The organism is Armatimonadota bacterium (genome assembly GCA_016869025.1).
GTDB lineage: Bacteria > Sysuimicrobiota > Sysuimicrobiia > Sysuimicrobiales > Humicultoraceae > VGFA01.
Genome location: VGFA01000001.1, coordinates 167,741 through 185,036, shown reverse-complemented (window position 1 = coordinate 185,036; position 17,296 = coordinate 167,741). Strand labels below are relative to the sequence as shown.

Genomic DNA, 17,296 nt, shown 5'->3' with positions numbered 1-17,296 from the left:
GCGTGGTCGCGGCGTTCTGGAGCGACGGCCCTGGACATCCGCCGGCCGCTACGTTCAGCAGCAGCCGTGCGGGAACACCTCCCGTGAATCTGCTGCACTGGATTCCGGAGACATATTCGACATGGGCCCCGAAATCCCTGTGTCCAGGGCATTACAGCCATCGCCGGTGGTTCCTAGTCCTCCCAGAGCACCTTCGGACGCACGTCCACCACCCGCAGGCCCACCAGTTCGGCCCCGGCGAGCCCGTGCCGGATCCGGCCTTCGCCGTCCGCGGGTACATCCAGGACCAGTCGCCGGAGGTGGGGCGCGTGATGGCCAGGAACGAGTAGCACGGCCTCAACGGTGACCTGTGCAACAGGCCACCCGCCCGCGTCGCTGCGCACGCTGAGGAGATCGCCATTGACGGCTCCCCGAAGCCGCACGACGGACATGAGCAGCGGCCGGTAGAGCGAGCCGTCGGCACTGCGCCGGACGCTCGCCAGAGGGCGGTTGGGAGCGCTGGCGAGCGCCACCCGCACCACATACTCGCGCACGAGCTGTCCGGTGAGAAACAGGTTGATGGAGAACGCTTCGTCCCTCCCCGGCGCCACACCCCAGGGGATCCCATCGCTCCCGCCGTAGGCGGCGCTTCCGGACGGCGTGAGTCCGGTGGCGTCGATGACAAGGCGTCCCAAGGAAGCGGCCGACCGATTCTCCACCATCCCGTGGATGACCAGCGTCTGGCCTTCGAGCGAGTGGTAGACGTTTGTCAGCGCGATGGGCGCACTGGGCTGGGTGGCCGCACCCACAAGAACGAACAGCATGGCTCCGAGCAAGCGCATGACTGCTCACCTCCCACCCATTCGGATCAGCCGAGCTTGTACAGGAAACGGAGGACAAGGGCCACCACCAATCCGATGGCTCCCCCAACGGCTCCTCCCACGAAATCCCACCAGGGCCGGCCCAGCCAGGCCTGCTGCATCCGACCCAGCATTCCGCCGACCATGCCTCCCAGAGCGACAAGAAACGCGGGCGTGCCGAACAACACAGCATCGGGCATGCCACGCCCTATCAGAGCGGCGCCGACGAGGACGGCCAGCGCCGCAGTGCGCAGGGAGCCGACAAGGATGCTCCCCGCCAATCCAAGAGCCATCCACCCGACGACAGCCGTCAGGCCGGTGCCCACCATCGCCCGGGCGCGGGTCACGATGCGCTGCATCTCCTCAGCAGATGCGGCTGGCGAAGGGGCATCGGGAGCGCGGCTGCTGACTGTGCTGCCGGCGAGCGCCCACACGCCGCCTCGCGCGCCCGGGGCATCGTACCTCCGCAGTGCGTCGAGAATTCGGTCCTACCGAGGCCGCAGCCTTATGATCTCGCCGCCGCAAAGCAGGCGATTGAGAACAGAGGCATCAAGCCCAGTGACGTGCCGGTGAGCTTGTGGGTGAACGAAGGTCTCGCCGGTGCGGACGATTTCGTGAGTGAGCTTCGCGAGCTCGGCTTTCGCGTTACGGTGCGGACCGGTGGTGACGCCAGCGTCGTGCGCTCCTCCGCGATCCACCTCTTCTACGTGGCCTTGTTCACCAACGCCTGTACGGAGGACACAGGGCTGAACATCCTCGTCGTGGGGGTGCGCAGCCTGCTTGAACTTCTCGCCCACTCGAAAGGCTCACTGAACATCTTCGGTTACGCGAATCCCGACGTGGACGCCCTCATCGGTCGGGCTCGAGCGCTGATCGACCGGCCACGATCGGTCGGAGACGTCTACGACGGCATTCGTCTCTTCAGGGACGTAGAGCAGAAGGTGCTCGATGACACGGTCCTCATCCCGATCTGGTGGCGCTGTGAACGTCCCAACTGTCGATAGCGCTCTGTGGGAAAGGGCATGAAGGCGGCATGACGGCTCCGGGGACCTGAACCGGCAAGACGATCGGAGTTGGGAGGTACGGAGATGGCCAGTAACGGTGGCTGCTTAGGTCTTGGAGGGAAGCTGCCAGGGAACCCGCTGAAGGAACGTGGCTGTCGCTCCGGGGGATGGCGCCTGTTTGCGATCAATTTGCTTCTTGCAGCGGTCATCGCCGTCACCCTGTTGGCGCATCCGCTCGCTGGTCAGAGCCCCTTGCCAGAACCAGGGGACGCGACTCTCGTTCTCCAGCGCGATGTGGGCAGTGGATCGCCGGGATCCAGGTACGGATCGGTGAGCTGGTCTCCGGACGGCCAGACCATCACGTTCAGTCGCATTGGTGAAGTTAGCAGGCTCCCTGACCGTCCGGGGCTCAAGTTCCACCCCTCGGACATCTGGGTCGTGGGTATCCAGGGACAATCTCCCAGGCGCCTCACCAGGCAGGCCGCCGGGGAACACAATGACAACCCGTCGTGGTCTCCGGACGGTCGTCGAATCATCTTCAATCGTTCGGTCGGGCTCGACGTCTTGGTCACGGGACCCACCCCGAGGTGGACCCAAGAGATCTGGACGATCAACCCGGACGGAAGCGGTGCCAGGGCACTGACGAACCTGGGTCGCGCGAGGGATCCGTCGTGGTCCCCCGACGGGACGAAGATCGTATTTTCCGGGGCCGGTGCCAGCGGCAACAGTCGTGTCTATGTCATGAACGCGGATGGGTCCGGTGCGTCGTCGGTCTGGGAGGGACCCGGCAACGTTGAGTCCCCACGCTTCGTCGGAGATAGCGGCAAGTTCATTCTTGTCGCCAATGCTCGGGAGGTGATCGATTCGTCATCTACCAACGATCTGCAGGTGTTGGATCCGCGCACGCGTGAACTGCGCACGGTGGCCACCGGCCAAGGCCACATGGCACCTGTGGTGTCCCCCGACGGCAAGTTCATTGTTTACGGCCGCGGCGACGTTCTTTGGATCATGACGAGCGCGGATGCCATCGCTGGCGTCGTGCCGGAGCCGCAGACACGATCCTTGACCGCCGGCCGTGGAGCAGCGTTTTCGCCAGATGGGGCGAGGATTGCCTTTGCGAAGGATCCGTGGCAGATCTGGGTGCTGACTCTGAAGCAACCATGATTGCGATGCGGCCACGCCGGTACCGGCCCCGTACCGAGCGATTCGCCCCACGCAGCGGGCCGGGGCGTCTTGCTGTCTAATGACCGAAACCGAGGAGGCGAGCGCGATGAAGACCACTGCGTATGTCCTGCTTCTGTTCGTTGCCCTCGCCCTGTCGGTGCCCGGCTTTGCGCAGGCTCCTGACGACAACCTCATCGTGCCGGGCCAGCGCATTGAAGAATGGACGCTGGGCGTGACCACTGACGGCTACGTACAAATGACCGGGGCACAGAACGTCCCTGGTGCACTGGCCCCGAGCGATGCTTTGGCTCAACTCATCATCGTCGGCCCTGAAACCAAACTCCTGGGTCAGCAAGAGGCGATTCTGCCGGCCGCCCCCACAAACATCAAGGTCAGTGAACTCGTGGTTGAGCCGGGCGCCTCCGTCCGAACCCACAGCCACGCGATGGGTTGGGAGTACACGGTGGAGGGGCTCAATCTGCTGACGATAGCGGGGCGAACGAGCGACCATGTCAGCGGCGAGGCCGCGTGGATACCGGACGGGGCCGAGCACACGCATGACTGGCATTCGACATTGAGGACCAGACTTTGCCTCATTACGTTGGGTGCTGACGTTGCTTCCGCGCTCCCGTCGGAATATCGGACCTTTGCAGTTGCAGCAGTGGGACTGAGTAGTGGAGCCCACACGGTCTGGCTTTACCGCATTTCCATCGGTCGCTACCCACCAAACTGGGATGTGGGGACATTCATCTCCAGTGACCAGCCCATGGTCATCATTGGGATCTCTGGAAGTGTGCGTGTCGGACTCTCTGGGCATCGCGAACAGACGTTGAGAGGTGGCGAGGTGCGTGTGTTTTCTGACGCGTGGCAGGTGACGAACGCGCCGGATCAGGCTGGCCGTGTTCTACTTCTGCGCTTCGCCCCGAAACGCTAGATGCGTGCTCTCAGCGCCGAAGCTGCTGCGGCGTGTGGCAGGGCTGTCCGGCAAGGGCTGCCACGCCGCGTAGGCTTGCCTTGTCGGGCGGCGCTTCTGTGCTGTGGTACTGTCCTTGGGAGCCTCGCCATGGTCAGCCAACACGCGCACCTCACAAAGGCGGAGGTGTTCGTCAAGTTCCGAAGAGCGAGCACGCTCGACAACCTGTCGGCCGGGCGCCGAGGGGCGTCAACCATGCCGGGAGGGACAGACACGATTGGAGGAGGCGGCAGCCCCTTCTGACGAACGGTCGCCGTAGATAGCCGGTAGCCCGGCCCCCATACCAGACGCCTCGCCGTTCCCGAGGGGCCGGGGCGTCTTATTGTCTGATAACCGAAGAGGCGAGTGCTATGAAGGCGTGGGCGCTCGGGTTCGGCTTGATGGGTGCAGCCTATGCGGCGGTGACAGGAGACTGCCGCTCCTACGACCCGATCTGCGCCTTTGCCGTCCCATTGCATCTGCTGCCTCCAACGATCACAAACCTCCTCGCCGTAGTGCTGGGGTCGTTGGCCATCCGGCATGGGCGAAAAGGCCGGACCCGCGCCAGGGCAGTGTCGCTTTGGGCCTGATTGCGAGTGCCGGCCTGTTCTTGTGCGCAGGTCTGCAGCAACGCTAGGTGTTGGGGCGTCTTGTGACCACACCCGAGGAGGCAAGCGCGCATGAGTGCCGAGATGTGGAGACTGGTCGGTTTCGTCTCAGTGGCGTCTGACGCTACTGGTCTGGTAGCCTCCGTGCGCTGTGTCCGTACCGACCCGTACGCTCTAGGATGCGATCTGATGGGATCCGTGTGGCTCTTCGGAGCGCTCTTCGGCGCCCTTGCGGGGATCGCCGCAATCATCGGCGCGGCTAGAGTGAAGGACTGGACAACGTCTAGGCTTGGGTTTGCCGGTCTCGTGCTTGCGATCCTGGGGTTCGCTCACTGGCTTCTCATCATATGGGCGCGGCTCGTCGCGTAATCTCATGAAGGGTAGCTACCGTCGCGGTGCCTGGCCAGTTGGGGGCGAAGTATACGCCGACGGCTCTCTGGGAAGCGTATCGGCGTATCACCTGATACGCCACTTGATACGCGCCTGAGATCATGGCTCCGGCCGGTACGACGCTAGGCCCCAGGAGTCGTCCCAGAACCTGATGACCTGACCGCATCCGCTGGCGGGGCACTGCCTAGAGTGTCACCGGCTTCTCTTCCGGGATGTCCACCGAGTCGTTGAGTGGAGGCGTCTCACCGAGAACAGGGTCGAGACTCGATCATGGCCGACGATCCTGTGCCGCCCTCGTACCCGAGGAGCCGATTCCCGTGCTGTCAGTCCGTCCACGGGCATTTGCTGCGACCCCGCCACACGTCAAAGTCTGCCACCCAGTTGCCACCAAAACCAATGACGCGGGCGGAAACCCGCGTCCTGGCTAAAGGACGATTGGTGGAGGCGGCGGGAATCGAACCCGCGTCCTGAGTGGATGAGGGCGGAGCGTCTACGAGCGTAGTCTGCGCTTTGGATCTCGCTGCCGGAGCCTCCCGCAGACCGGATGCTCCAGCTGCCAGCCCGTTGGGATTCCCATCGCGCGTCCCGGGCCAGGACGCCCGACGGTAGCCGGCTTGTGGCGCTCAGCCCGGGCCGCCGGCCCTACCAGGTGAGCGTCGACGCTATTTAAGCGGCGAGTGCGTACTGTGTGTTGGCGTTTGTGCGCCTGCCAGTTGATTAACGAGGACCTGACCACCTCGGCTCGCAGCTCTGCTGCTTCCCACCCAGTCGAAACCGATCGCCCCCACATTCTGGCTGCGGCTACGACCAAGCACGCTTATTATACCATGGCAGGGGCTCACCCGGCCTGGCCTGCCGCCCTGCGCAGCCGGTCCATCACCGCCCTGCCCAGTCCCTGCTCAGGAATCCCCTCCACCACGATCGCATCGAGACCTGCGTCGTCGAGCTCGCGCAGGAGGGCGAACAGCCTGGCGGCCACGGCCGCAGGATCGGCGCGCGGTCCCATCACCCGCACGACCGCACCCTCGGGAACTCTGGAAGCGGCCTCGACTGTCACCATGACGCCGACGCGCAGACCCTCGTCCCACAGCCGGCGCACGGCCGCGGACAGCTCGGCGGCGGGCTGCGCGGCACCGGCCTCCTCCGGCGGTACCTCCGGCAGGGCCTCCACCAGCACCACCCTTGCCCGCGGCGCGTAGTGGCGGTACCGCGTGCCAGGCGAGCGCGCCAGCGCGGCCTGCACCTCCGGCGCAGCGGTGCCTGCCGCGGCGGCACCCAGCACGGGAACGGTCACCTGACCGACGATCGCCACAAGTTGTTCCAGCGATACCCCGCCCGGTCGCAGGAGCGCCGGCGGATCGCATGTGAGGTCGAGCACTGTGGACTCTACTCCCACCGGCGTTGGACCGCCGTCGAGCACGAGTTCAACCGACCCACCCACGTCGGCAAGCACGTGCTGCGCCGTGGTCGGGCTGGGTCGGCCCGACCGGTTCGCGCTGGGCGCGGCCACAGGGCACCCGGCTGCGCGGATCAGGGCCAGCGCCACCTGGTGCGCGGGTATGCGCACGGCCACCGTCGGCAGTCCGCCTCGCGTCACGGAAGGCACCACCGGCGCGGCCGGCAGCACAAGGGTAAGCGGACCCGGCCAGCAGCGCGCTATCAGGATCTGCGCGGCCGGGGGCACGTCGCCAACCAGTCCGCCCAGGGCGCCGGGATCGGCGATGTGCACGATGATCGGGTTGTCAACCGGGCGGCCCTTCGCGGCGTAGATGCGCTCCACCGCGCGCGGGTTCAGGGCGTCGGCGCCCAGGCCGTAGACCGTCTCGGTGGGAAAGGCGACCAGGCCGCCCGCAGAGAGAACCGCGGCCGCCTCGCCGATAGCCGCGGCACCGGGCGCCTGGGGGTCGACCGTAAGGATGCGGGCGGGCATGCCCCTCACACGCCGGAGAGGTGCAACCCCCGGGGCGGCTGCGATAACGCGACCGGCTCCCATCGGAGCATCGCCGCCGCGCGCCGCGCGCGGTCCAGCGCCTCCTCGGCGGTCTCCCCTAGCGCGGTGATGTGCCCCATCTTACGCCGGGGCCACGCCTCGCCCTTCCCGTAGAGGTGCAGAGAGACCCCGGCCACGGCCAGGGCCTCCTCGACCCCGGCGAGCCGGACCGGGCCCTGCCGGTCACCCAGCAGGTTCACCATCGCCGCCGAAGCCAGGAGGCCAGCGCCACCCAGCGGCAACCCACAAATCGCGCGTACGTGCTGCTCGAACTGCGACGTGGGGCAGGCGTTGATCGTGTAGTGGCCTGAGTTGTGGGGACGCGGCGCCATTTCGTTCACGAGCACCTCGCCGCGATCCATCACGAACATCTCGACCGCAAGGACGCCGACGAGGTCGAGCGCCGTGGCTATGGACTCGGCGATGCCGGCTGCCCGATCGGCAACCGTGGCAGGAACCTGCGCCGGCACCACCACCTCCACCAGGATTCCGTCGTCGTGTACCGTGCGCACGACCGGGTAGACGCGCCGCCCGCCGTCCATCCCGCGCGCGACAACGACCGCGACCTCGCTCGCGAAAGGAATGTACCGCTCCACGACCAGAGGCCCGCGTTCGAACCCCAGCGTAGCGGCCGCCGGAAGATCGTTTCGCGACGCGACGCGCACCTGCCCGCGCCCATCGTAGCCAAAGAAGGGGATCTTCACCACGCAGGGCAGACCGAGGCCGGCGACCGCCTCTTCGATCTCCTCGGCAGAGCCGGCCTGGCGCCAGGGGGCAGTCGGAAACCCGTGCTCACGCAGGAACTGCTTCTCCCGTATGCGGTGCTGGCAGGCCGCCAGGACCTGGCTCGAAGGCCGAACCGGCCGCCGCGCTGCCGCGGCCAGCGCGCAGTCGAGCGGCACGTGCTCGAGCTCAAACGTCACCACGTCCGAGCGTGCCGCCAGATCGGCGACCGCACCGACGTCGTCAAACTGAGCCTGGACGTGCGCATCGGCCAGCGCCGCAGCCGGGGCCGCCGGGGATGGATCAAGAACTGCCACGCCGTAGCCCATCCGCCGGGCGTCCAACGCCAGCATGCGGCCGAGCTGCCCGCCGCCGACGATGCCGATCGTTGCGCCGGGCAGCAGGGGCACCGCTGCGCCGACTCTCATCCGCCGCCTGCCTCCAGCACGGCGGCTGCCTGCTCCTCCTGGCGGCGCCGCAGCCGCTCGCGGATCGCCTCATCGCAAAGACCCAGGATGCGCGCTGCCAGCAACGCGGCGTTCGCCGCGCCTGCGCGGCCGATCGCCATCGTGCCCACCGGCACGCCGGCGGGCATCTGCACGATCGAGAGCAGCGAGTCCAGCCCGCGCAGGTGCTCGCTGGGCACCGGCACGCCGATCACCGGCAGTACGGTCTTGGCCGCGGTCATACCCGGCAGGTGCGCGGCGCCGCCGGCGCCGGCGATGATCACCTTGATGCCGCGACGTTCAGCGGCGGCCGCGTACTCGAACATCCAGTCGGGCGTCCGGTGCGCGGAGACTACCCTGACCTCGTGCGGTATCTCCATCTCGGTTAGGATCTCGACCGCTGCCTCAAGGACCGGCCGGTCAGAGGTACTGCCCATGATGATGCCAACGAGTGGTCCCTGGCCCCAAGCCTGTGTCATCCGCCCTCTCCCTTTCTCCTGCGAGCGCGCGGCTCGACCGGCTGCTTCACTGCGCGCTGCGCCTGGCGCTGTGCTTCCCTCTGCCCGATCGCCTCGCGCTTGTCGTAGAGCTTCTTCCCGCGTCCCAGCGCCAGCTCGACCCTGGCCCTGCCCCTGCGGAAGTACAGGCGCAGCGGCACGAGTGTGTACCCCTTCCGCGCGGCCGCCTCCGCCAGGCGCCGGATCTCGCGCTGGTGGAGCAGCAGCTTGCGCGGCCGCAGCGGGTCGTGGTTGAAGATGTTACCGGCGTCGTAGGGCGGGATGTGCAGGTGGAGCAGCCACGCCTCGCCGCGCTCCACGCGCGCAAACGCCTCGCCCAGCGTGACGCGACCGCCCCGCAGCGATTTGACCTCGGTGCCGGTGAGCACCAGGCCGGCCTCGACCGTTTCCTCGATGTGGTACTCGTGCCGGGCCTGGCGGTTTGTGGCTATCAGCTTCTCGTCACTGCGCTCAGGCACGGCCGAGGGCCCTCAGCATGGAACGGACCAGGATGCACAGCGCCCCGACGGGCGCCGTGCTGACCCCCAGGATCCACAGATCCGGGCGGAACGCCGTCGCCCCAAAGGCAAGGGTGAGGATAAGCCAGCCGGCGGTCTCCAGGTGGGCGAAGAACCCTCCCTGCCGACGGCCGCCCAGATAGGCCGCGTGCTGGCGCACTGTGGTCGCAAGGGTCACCAGGGAAACAATCAGAACCGCGAGGCGTAGCGCGTCGCTCATGGTTACCACTGGCTTCGCCCACGCGGGAAGCCGCCCCTGCCCGAGCAGCCGGCGTCAAGGCCAGGTGGCCGTGCGGTCCGGGCCCCCCGGCGCCAGATCCCTTTCACCCAGGGTCAGGCGGCGCCCCTGCCCGATAAGCCAGCGCCGCAGGACACCTCCGGGGGCCGTGCCCACCGCGAAGGCCGCGGCATCGGCCTCGATCGCCTCGAGCCTGACGGCCTCGGTACGACCCGGTCTGCGAAAGCCCACCAGATCTCGGCGGCCGTCAGGCCACGCCAGGGCGACGCCCAGCGCGCCCTCCCCCTCAACCCTGGATACGCGCGGGAGCCCGACCGTATCACCGGCCCGGTGCGGCATGAGCACCGCCAGGAAGACCGTGCTGGACTGCGCCGACCGCGTCGAGGCGGTCAGGTGCCACTGGTTGGGCCGCCCGTCCTCGGGCGGCACGGCGAAGCGATCGGTCTGCGCGAACGCAAGGCCGACCGGATCCAGGAAACGCACGACCATCCCTGCCTTCGCCTCGCGTACCCGAATCTCGGCAGAGCCCTCGTCCACCTCCACACGCGAGAGTGTGTGCAGCCACCACTCCCAGGTGACCGGCCCGGGCGCGGCGACCTCGTCATAGATTACGAACACGCCCGGGCGCACGTGCACGATCCGGCGCACCGCGCGCAGCAGCCGGCCCTCGTAGGCAGGAGTGGCGTCGCCGGAGGCGTGGTCGTAGCCGCCGCCGGTGGCGAACGCCTCGATCCTCCCGCGCGCCCGGATGCTGCGTTTCCCCTGCCCCTGACCGCCGTTGATCGTAATCGCGTTCGAGGCCCGGGTCTCGCGCGTCCACATGTCGTGGTGCGGCGACGCGTACCATGGATAGTACCCGGAAGCAATGGCCAGTGCTTCGCCGTAGGCCTCTATGGCAAACGCGTTCTGGTTGGAGTGTCCGTGGCTGTGCGATCCGTAAGGGCTGCTGCGAAAGAGCAGGTAGATGTCGTTGTCCGGGTCGCCCAGCGCGCTGTGCATGGCGACCAGGCCCACCGATGGAAAGACACGGCTCTGGGGTAGCGCGGTCGGAGGCCGACCTGCCAGCGTCGCGTCCGCCAAAACGACCCCCAGAATGTCCTGGCTCGGCCCGCGCTGGCGCGCCTCTGCATACCAGCGCGCCACCGGATCGCGCAGCACCGACGAGAACCAATACATGAGACTGCCCAGCTCGATACGGCTGTGCTGGCCGTCCCCGAACGGTGCCAGCCGGTGGTAGGGCGGGGCCGTGTACACGGCGTACAACGGCGTGGTGGCGAAGAACGGCTTGCCCATTATGTCTGCGCCCGCGCCGGTCCGCAGCGCCACCGCGAAGTGCAGCATGAAGTTCATGTACGAACCCCAGTACGCCGGGCCCTCGGCCCAACCGCCATCGTCACCGCCCCATGCCGGATAGGAGGTCCAATAGGCGGTGGCCACGTAATCCAGCCAGTCGCGCGCCTCGGGCCACTCGTGGACGAACGCGAGCGCAGCCTCGCCCAGGAACCCGATGATACGGCCGGCGTGACTCTCGTAGGGGTTACTCTCGAAAGGCCGGCGTCGCAACACCTGGTGCATCTGCTCGGCGCGGACCCGCATGACGCGCTCGATCGCCTCACGTTCCTCGGGCAGGATCCTGTCGTGTATCCAATCGTAGGCCCTCACCCCGCGCATCATCATCCACATCGCCGGCTCGTCGTTGTGCGCCAGCTCCGTCGGTCCCAGCGGGTCCCAGGAGAAAAAGTGCCGCAGCCGGCGCCGCGCCTCATCGGCGAAGCGCGCATCGCCGGTTAGCAGGTAGGCCAGCGCAGCCCGCTCCATGGCGTCCATCGGCGGCCGCGTGGTGCGGATGATCTCGGCAAAGATGCGGCCCCGGTCTGGCTGGGTGCGCGGCAGGAAATCCGGCTCCGGAGGCAGCGACCCGCCCAGGTCGCGCTCGGCCAAGCGCACGATCCCGGCCGCCAGAGTCCGGAGGTCGCCGTCCCGCGCGCGACCCCGGTAGGCGGCCACCTCCTCGGCGCGCACGAACAGACGCGGCCGGCCCCGTGGTACCCGGCCGGCCATGGCGTCCACGCCTGGATAGGGCCAGGGGCGCGCGTCCGGGCCCACGGTGAAAGCCCGGGCGCGACTCCAGGCGACGGTGCCATCGGAGGACTCGACGCCGTAACGCCAGGCCCAGCGGCCCGGGGCGAGGACCTCGCGCGGGGCGTGCGACGCCATCGTGATCCCGCGGACCGTTCGGCCCCCAGGCCCGGCCGGATCCAGGGCCGGCCCCACCTGCAGGGCATACCGCGCGCCCCGCGCAACCGGAATCCAAACGAAGCCCGGCGGCGTGATAGAGACCACCGCGCCGTCGGCGGGAGAGTACGGCAGCTCGAACTCACCCGGGGGGCGGTCGAGGACAGCAGGAGCAGGAGCCCCGCCCGCGGGAAGCGCCAGGATCAGCAGCAGGGCGGCCAGGGATGCGGTCCTGGCAATCCTCATCGCGCTACGCGGATCGCGCGGCGCTACAGCGGCTTCTCCACATAGAGATACGTTCGCTCTACGACGAATCCTAGAGCGCGCAGGAACGGCCCGGCGATGGGGTCGAGAGCCCAGACGGTCGCGTACGGCGGCGTCCCGCGCGCAGCCATCGCGCCGATGGCCGCGTGCGCCAGCGCGCGCCCCAGCCCGCGGCGTCGGTGCGTCTCGCGCACGCCGACGAACCAGTCAGGCCTGCCCGGCCGCAGCTCGACCGTGGCAACGCCGACGGCCAGGCCGTCCCTGCACGCCACGTAGCCCTTAGCGTCCTTGGCGCGCACCGCCCGCTCGACCTCGTCTATGCGGCCGCGGTCAGCCGTCACCTCGCGCACCAGCCGTCCGACCTCGCGCGCGTCGGCCGGCATCCACCGGCGGACCTCATAGCCCGTAGGAGAGCCGGCACCAGGGCGCTTGGGGCCCCGATACCGGTGGACCAGCAGGGCGTTGGTGAAGGCCGCGTGCAGGCTTCGAACCAGGAGGAGACCGAACGGGTTCGTGTCGGCCACGCGCAGGAGCATCGCGTCCTGACCCGCGCGCTGGAACAGGGCCGTCAGGTGTGCGCTGATCCGGCCCAGAAGCGCCTCCTGCGTCCTGGCCGGGTACCTGGAGAATCCGTCCAGCAGGATCTCCTCCACGAGCCACTGGCCGGCGCTGCGGCCGACCACCAGCATGCCGGAGGGATCTCGGTTGACCTCGATCACACTGATGTCCTTCTCAGACCGGGCCCACCACAGATCGTTGGGCTGAAGAGGACCGTCGCGATCGAACGTGGCCGAGTAGCCGCCGGCATATGCGGCGTCCAGCACGCGGACGAGCGTGGTGCCGTCCTCGATCGTCGCCGGCCGGACGGCCAGGTGCATCGTCCGCCTACCGGTCCACGACCGGCGCGTCGGCCCAAAGCCTTTCGAGCCGGTAGAAGGCCCGGGCCTCAGGGCCGAATACGTGGACCACGACGTCGCCGTAGTCGAGCAGGACCCACTGCCCGGCTTCGGCACCCTCGCGCACACCACGGACCTGGCTGTCCTTGAGGGCGTCGGTAATCGCGTCCGCCACGGCACGGATCTGCACCCGGCTGGCCGCGGTGCACAACACGAAGTAGTCGGTAACGAGGGTCTGCTCACGCAGATCGAGGATGACCACGTCCTCGGCGCGCTTCGCCTCTGCGACCTCAGCAGCCAGCATGGCCTTGGGCAGTGACTCCGGCGCGGCCGCCTTGCGGCGCGGACGGGGCCTAGCCACCCGATGGCTCCCGGAGCGCCGAATCCTCCATGTAGAGGCCATGCTTGACGATGTACGCCTCGACCGCCTCGGGCACCAGGTACTTGATAGGCCGACGAGTGCGCACGCGGGCGCGGATATCCGTGGACGAGATCGCCAGCGCTGGAATAGCCATAACGTGGACGTTCACCAGGGACCTCCCCGTGCAGTTGTGACGCCTGAGCACATCGAGATCCAGGTCGAACCCGGGCCGGGTGGCGGCAATGAACTCGCATAGCCCGAGCAGATCAGGCGACCGCTCCCACTCCCCGCGCATGATCTGCATGATGGCGTCGGCGCCGGTGACATAGAATAGCTCCGCGCCGGCGAACTCTTTCGCCAGCAGACGGATCGTGTCAATCGTGTACGATGGGCCGGCCCGGTCTATCTCCAACCTCGACACGCCGAGGTGCGGGTTGGAGACCGTGGCCAGAAAAGTCATCAGGTACCGGTGTTCGGACGGAGTAACGTCGGCAGGATCCTTGTGGGGCGGCTGCCCGCTGGGGATGAAGATCACGCGGTCGAGATCGAACTGAACCCGGGCCTCCTCGGCGGTAACCAGGTGCCCGTGGTGAATCGGGTCAAAGGTCCCGCCCATGACGCCGACCCTGGTCACGCCGTCGCCTCGCGCCCGCCTCGGCTGCGGTCCGTCGCCCGCACGGAGGTTGACTTCTTGCCTCCCGTGAATGTCTCCTCCCGGTCGAGGCCTCTGCCAGTGGATCGGCCCGGACCCCGAGCCAGCGCGCCGAGGGCCGCGAGGACCAACGCCTCCAGCCCCTCTCCGGTGGCACCGGAAACCGGGAGGGCCCGGATCCCCAGCGCGGAGAATCGCGCCAGCAGGTCCGCCAGGCGTGCCCTGGCCTCGGGCAGGTCCATCTTGTTGAGGGCCACGATCACGGGACGCTCGAGCAGGCGTGGATCGTACAGCCCGAGTTCCCTGCGGATCGCGGCAAAACCCTCGACCGGGTCTTCGGCACTGCTTGCGTCCACCAGGTGAATCAGCACGCGCGTCCTGCCGGTATGCCGCAGGAACGCGTGCCCCAACCCGGCGCCCAGGTGGGCGCCTTCGATCAGCCCGGGCAGATCGGCCACCACGAAGCTCCCGCCACCCTCGACCTCCACCACACCCAAGGTCGGCTCGGTGGTCGTGAAGGGATAGTCGCCCACCTTGGGCCGCGCGGCCGAGATGCGGCGGAGCAGCGTGGACTTGCCCGCGTTGGGCAGGCCTACCAGGCCGACGTCGGCCAGGAGCCGCAGCTCCATCTCGATCTGCAGTTCCTCTCCGGGATGCCCCGGCTCGGTGCGGCGGGGGGCGCGGTGCGTGGAAGTGGCGAAACGAGCATTACCCCGTCCGCCCCGACCGCCAGTAGCTATCACGGCGCGCTGGCCCTCCTCGGCCAGATCGGCTATCACCTTGCGGGTCACGGCGTCGCGCACGATCGTTCCCACGGGCACTGAGACGACCAGATCCGCGCCCCGGCGGCCCGAGCGATTTGCGCCCTCGCCGTGGGCGCCGCGACGGGCGCGCAAGTGCCGGCGATAACGGAAGTCTACCAGCGTAAGAAGCCCTGGATCGGTCACGAAGACCACGCTGCCGCCGTCCCCGCCGTCGCCACCGTCCGGCCCGCCCTTGGGTATGAACTTCTCACGGCGGAAGCTGAGGCAGCCGTTGCCACCGTCACCGGCCTTGACTTGGACCTTCGCCTGGTCAATGAACATGGGAAACCTCGCCCCGCCAGCCTCCGAAATAGCCCGGGGAGAAGTGAACGGCCCGGGTCATGCAACCCGGGCCCCAGAAGCGCGCACCTGTTGGGCTAGACCGCAACTGCAACCGGGTAGACGCTAACCTGCCGGCTGTCCCGGCCCCGGCGCTCAAAGGCCACGACGCCGTCTATGAGCGAGAACAGCGTGTCGTCACGGCCCCGGCCGACGTTGTTGCCGGCGAATACCTTCGTGCCGCGCTGCCGGATCAGAATGCTGCCCGCGCTCACAGCCTGACCCGAGAAACGCTTGACGCCCAGGCGCTTGCTGTTGGAGTCACGGCCGTTCCGGCTGCTGCCAACGCCTTTCTTGGATGCCATCTCCCTACCCCCTGGTTCTGCCTAGCCCGCCGGCGCGGCGATGCGCTCAATGCGCAGCTCGGTGAAGTCCTGCCTGTGGCCGGTCTTCCGGCGGTAGTGCGCCTTGGCCTTGTACTTCATCACGATGATCTTGCGCGCCCGGGCCTGTCGCACGACGCGTGCCTGCACCGAAGCGCCCTCTACCGTCGGCGTACCCATCCGCGTCTCGCCGTCACCGATGAGCAGCACCCGGTCGAGGATTACCTGGTCACCAGGCGAACCGGCGATGCGCTCAACGCGCACGAGATCGCCCTCGCGGACCGTGAACTGCTTGCCTCCAGAGTCAACAACCGCGTACACATCCCACCTCCACCAAACCCGACGCATTCTACCACGCGGCCCGGAATGGGTCAATTCGCCCGCTCGCGCCTGCCCCGCAGCACCCCCAGCACCCGCGCGACGACTCCCTTCCTCCCGGCCCCCTGCCGCGGCTCCCCGGCCAGCGCCAGGGCCATCTCGTAGTCCGGGTCCGGTTCCGCAAGCGAGAGAACCTCGTCGGAACCCCGGTCCGTCCAGAACTGGACGCGCTTGCCGCCCTCGGGAGTCGCCGCCTCCAGCTCCTTCAGGCTCTCGCCCTCGGCAACGTTCAGGCGCTCCAGGTGCAGCCCTTCCCTGCCGCGTATTCGCACGCGCCTGCCCGAGGCCTCCTCCAGCGATCGCACCCAGCCGGCACCGTCCCGGAGCAGCGCGCCGGCCACCTGGGGGTGTACCTCGATGAGCACCGCTGGTGCCTTAGTGCCCCGGACCAGCCTGCTTGCCTCGCGCCGCACCCGAACCGCCATCGTCTCCGGAGAGAGCACCCGGCCGCGGCCCTCGCAGTACGGGCACGGGGTGCGCATAATCTCATCCAGGTCCTGGTAGACGCGCTTGCGGGTGATCTCAACCAGGCCCAGGCCGGTCAGGTCAATCACATGGGCCTTGGACCGGTCACGTTTCACGGCCTCCTCCAGCGCGTCCAGGACCCGCTTGCGGTGATCCACCTTCTCCATGTCAATGAAGTCCACCAGGATGATGCCGCCGATATCCCGCAGCGAGATCTGGCGCACGACCTCACCGACGGCCTCCAGGTTCGTGCGCAGTATCGTGGTGGTCAGGTCGGTCTTGCCCACGTACTTGCCGGTGTTCACGTCAATGACGGTCAACGCCTCGGTCCGGTCTATCACAACGTACCCGCCCGACTTCAGCCAGACCCGGCGGCGCAGAGCGCGGTCTATCTCGCGCTCGATCCCCCGGCGCTCGAAGATCGGCTCATCGTCGCGGTGGAGCACAAGCCGGGACCGAAGCTGCGGGGCAAACGAGGAAAGCAGGTCCGCGATCCTGCCGTACTCCTCCGGCGAGTCCACCACGAACCGATCCACGTCCTCGGTGAATAGGTCGCGCACGACGCGCCGGATCAGGCGCAGGTCCTGGTACACGGGCGCCGGCGCCTTGCCGGCACGCGCGCGTTCGAGCACCCGGTTCCACATCTGACGCAGGAACGCAACGTCGTCGGCGAGGACCTTCTCCTCAACTCCCTCGGCCGCGGTGCGCACAATGATGCCCATCTTCTCGGGCCGCACCCGTTCGGCGATCTGGCGCAGACGCTTGCGCTCGGCCTCACCGGTGATGCGCCGGCTCACACCCACGTAGTTGACGGTCGGCATGAGCACCAGGTAGTGGGCCGGCAGGGCCACGTATGTCGTGACCCGCGCGCCCTTCGACCCCATCGGCTCCTTGGTGACCTGAACCAGGATCTCCTGGCCCGGGCGCAGCCGCTCGGCGATCGCGCCGCGGCCGATTGACTCCTCGATCTCCTCGCCGTCGAGCCGCTGAGACCGGATGTCGGCCACGTGGAGGAAGGCGTTGCGCTCGAGGCCGATGTCCACGAACGCCGCGTCCATCCCAGGCAGGACGTTGGTAACCCGGCCCTTGTAGATATTGCCGGCCACGGGCTCTGACCGTTCAACGAACAGGTTGACGAGCGTACCGTCCTCCAGGACGGCCACGCGCGTCTCGCCTGCTTCGATGCTGGCGATTATCTCTCTTTCCATGAT

The 17,296-nt window shown here is 68.0% G+C and carries 19 protein-coding genes and 1 other RNA gene; 4 read left to right on the top strand and 16 right to left on the bottom strand.

Annotated elements, in window-relative coordinates:
- Positions 1 to 173 precede the first annotated feature (173 nt).
- Together FJX73_00945 and FJX73_00940 are read right to left on the bottom strand one after the other, a co-directional pair.
- Entirely contained in the window at positions 174 to 821 is a 648-nt protein-coding gene (locus FJX73_00945) for a hypothetical protein (GenBank protein ID MBM3469351.1), read from the bottom strand.
- 26 nt (positions 822 to 847) lie between these two features.
- A complete protein-coding gene (locus FJX73_00940; protein ID MBM3469350.1) occupies positions 848 to 1,198 on the bottom strand; it encodes a hypothetical protein in 351 nt (116 codons plus the stop codon).
- Between the two features lie 222 nt (positions 1,199 to 1,420).
- Between FJX73_00940 and FJX73_00935 the strand changes: the two genes are divergently transcribed.
- From FJX73_00935 to FJX73_00920, 4 genes are all read left to right on the top strand, one after another.
- Positions 1,421 to 1,843 (top strand): hypothetical protein, encoded by a 423-nt coding sequence (locus FJX73_00935; protein MBM3469349.1) that lies wholly within the window; start codon positions 1,421 to 1,423, stop codon positions 1,841 to 1,843.
- An 84-nt stretch (positions 1,844 to 1,927) separates the two neighbouring features.
- Entirely contained in the window at positions 1,928 to 3,007 is a 1,080-nt protein-coding gene (locus FJX73_00930; protein MBM3469348.1) for a hypothetical protein, read from the top strand.
- A gap of 79 nt (positions 3,008 to 3,086) precedes the next feature.
- Positions 3,087 to 3,941, top strand: a complete 855-nt coding sequence (locus FJX73_00925) for a cupin domain-containing protein (protein ID MBM3469347.1) — start codon at positions 3,087 to 3,089, stop codon at positions 3,939 to 3,941.
- Positions 3,942 to 4,756: 815 nt separating this feature from the next.
- Positions 4,757 to 4,936: a hypothetical protein gene (locus FJX73_00920; protein MBM3469346.1), complete on the top strand. Its 180-nt coding sequence runs from the start codon at positions 4,757 to 4,759 to the stop codon at positions 4,934 to 4,936.
- 457 nt (positions 4,937 to 5,393) lie between these two features.
- Here the strand turns inward: FJX73_00920 and ssrA are convergent.
- The 14 genes from ssrA to FJX73_00850 all read right to left on the bottom strand — a co-directional run bounded on the left by ssrA (position 5,394) and on the right by FJX73_00850 (position 17,293).
- Positions 5,394 to 5,743, bottom strand: a transfer-messenger RNA (tmRNA) gene (ssrA, locus tag FJX73_00915).
- 52 nt (positions 5,744 to 5,795) lie between these two features.
- Positions 5,796 to 6,887 carry a threonylcarbamoyl-AMP synthase gene (locus tag FJX73_00910; protein MBM3469345.1) on the bottom strand — a complete coding sequence of 364 codons (1,092 nt, stop codon included), beginning with the start codon at positions 6,885 to 6,887 and terminating at the stop codon, positions 5,796 to 5,798.
- 5 nt (positions 6,888 to 6,892) lie between these two features.
- Positions 6,893 to 8,098, bottom strand: a complete 1,206-nt coding sequence (locus FJX73_00905; protein ID MBM3469344.1) for a 5-(carboxyamino)imidazole ribonucleotide synthase — start codon at positions 8,096 to 8,098, stop codon at positions 6,893 to 6,895.
- Positions 8,095 to 8,595: a 5-(carboxyamino)imidazole ribonucleotide mutase gene (gene purE, locus FJX73_00900; GenBank protein MBM3469343.1), complete on the bottom strand. Its 501-nt coding sequence runs from the start codon at positions 8,593 to 8,595 to the stop codon at positions 8,095 to 8,097. Before purE ends, FJX73_00905 begins: the two co-directional genes overlap by 4 nt.
- Positions 8,592 to 9,092: an SsrA-binding protein SmpB gene (gene smpB, locus FJX73_00895; protein ID MBM3469342.1), complete on the bottom strand. Its 501-nt coding sequence runs from the start codon at positions 9,090 to 9,092 to the stop codon at positions 8,592 to 8,594. Before smpB ends, purE begins: the two co-directional genes overlap by 4 nt.
- Positions 9,085 to 9,351 (bottom strand): hypothetical protein, encoded by a 267-nt coding sequence (locus tag FJX73_00890; protein MBM3469341.1) that lies wholly within the window; start codon positions 9,349 to 9,351, stop codon positions 9,085 to 9,087. The genes smpB and FJX73_00890 overlap by 8 nt, the downstream gene beginning before the upstream one ends.
- Positions 9,352 to 9,405: 54 nt before the next feature.
- On the bottom strand, positions 9,406 to 11,850 hold the full coding sequence (locus FJX73_00885) for a DUF4962 domain-containing protein (protein ID MBM3469340.1): 2,445 nt from the start codon (positions 11,848 to 11,850) through the stop codon (positions 9,406 to 9,408).
- A gap of 23 nt (positions 11,851 to 11,873) precedes the next feature.
- On the bottom strand, positions 11,874 to 12,746 hold the full coding sequence (locus tag FJX73_00880) for a GNAT family N-acetyltransferase (GenBank protein ID MBM3469339.1): 873 nt from the start codon (positions 12,744 to 12,746) through the stop codon (positions 11,874 to 11,876).
- Between the two features lie 7 nt (positions 12,747 to 12,753).
- Positions 12,754 to 13,068 carry a ribosome silencing factor gene (rsfS, locus tag FJX73_00875; GenBank protein MBM3469338.1) on the bottom strand — a complete coding sequence of 105 codons (315 nt, stop codon included), beginning with the start codon at positions 13,066 to 13,068 and terminating at the stop codon, positions 12,754 to 12,756.
- 49 nt (positions 13,069 to 13,117) lie between these two features.
- Positions 13,118 to 13,741 carry a nicotinate-nucleotide adenylyltransferase gene (locus FJX73_00870; GenBank protein ID MBM3469337.1) on the bottom strand — a complete coding sequence of 208 codons (624 nt, stop codon included), beginning with the start codon at positions 13,739 to 13,741 and terminating at the stop codon, positions 13,118 to 13,120.
- 14 nt (positions 13,742 to 13,755) lie between these two features.
- Positions 13,756 to 14,862, bottom strand: coding sequence for a GTPase ObgE (gene obgE, locus FJX73_00865; protein MBM3469336.1), 1,107 nt, complete (start codon positions 14,860 to 14,862; stop codon positions 13,756 to 13,758).
- A 95-nt stretch (positions 14,863 to 14,957) separates the two neighbouring features.
- Positions 14,958 to 15,224: a 50S ribosomal protein L27 gene (locus FJX73_00860; GenBank protein ID MBM3469335.1), complete on the bottom strand. Its 267-nt coding sequence runs from the start codon at positions 15,222 to 15,224 to the stop codon at positions 14,958 to 14,960.
- Between the two features lie 21 nt (positions 15,225 to 15,245).
- Positions 15,246 to 15,563 (bottom strand): 50S ribosomal protein L21, encoded by a 318-nt coding sequence (gene rplU / locus FJX73_00855; protein MBM3469334.1) that lies wholly within the window; start codon positions 15,561 to 15,563, stop codon positions 15,246 to 15,248.
- Positions 15,564 to 15,613: 50 nt separating this feature from the next.
- Positions 15,614 to 17,293 carry an Rne/Rng family ribonuclease gene (locus tag FJX73_00850; GenBank protein MBM3469333.1) on the bottom strand — a complete coding sequence of 560 codons (1,680 nt, stop codon included), beginning with the start codon at positions 17,291 to 17,293 and terminating at the stop codon, positions 15,614 to 15,616.
- Positions 17,294 to 17,296 lie beyond the last annotated feature (3 nt).